General features: G+C 49.2%; 1 protein-coding gene. It reads left to right on the top strand.

Annotation, left to right across the window (positions count from 1 at the left end):
• Positions 1 to 512 (top strand): DUF7507 domain-containing protein (locus OO007_RS20215; RefSeq protein ID WP_325810186.1); only part of this gene is annotated, 512 nt, incomplete at both ends.

The raw sequence follows: 512 nt of genomic DNA, 5'->3' as shown, positions 1-512 counted from the left end.
GACGGTGAAACCACCAACATTAATGCGCCCCTTTTAGCCGTTGATAAACCTGCACCCGCCAATGCAGATAATGATGGCAATACCGAAGTGAGTGAAGGCGATGTATTGACGTATACCATCACCGCGACCAATACAGGTGCGGCAACGTTAACGGATGTGGTTGTGAGTGATCCGTTGATCGTACCAACCAGCATCACTTGTCCATCAGTCGCACCGAATGACACCTGTGTGTTGATCGGAACCTACACCGTGACGCCACAAAATGTCAGTGACAACAATATCGTCAATACCGCAACAGCGTATTCTGATCAAACCGATCCGGTTACTGACGGTGAAACCACCAACATTAATGCGCCCCTTTTAGCCGTTGATAAACCTGCACCCGCCAATGCAGATAATGATGGCAATACCGAAGTGAGTGAAGGCGATGTATTGACATACACCATCACTGCGACCAATACAGGTGCGGCCACGTTAACGGATGTGGTTGTGAGTGATCCGTTGATCGTACC

The sequence above is a fragment of the Cocleimonas sp. KMM 6892 genome, assembly GCF_035798195.1.
GTDB classification, from domain to species: domain Bacteria; phylum Pseudomonadota; class Gammaproteobacteria; order Thiotrichales; family Thiotrichaceae; genus Cocleimonas; species Cocleimonas flava.
Note: the sequence above shows the minus strand (reverse complement) of the source record. Positions and strands in the feature narration are given on the sequence as shown.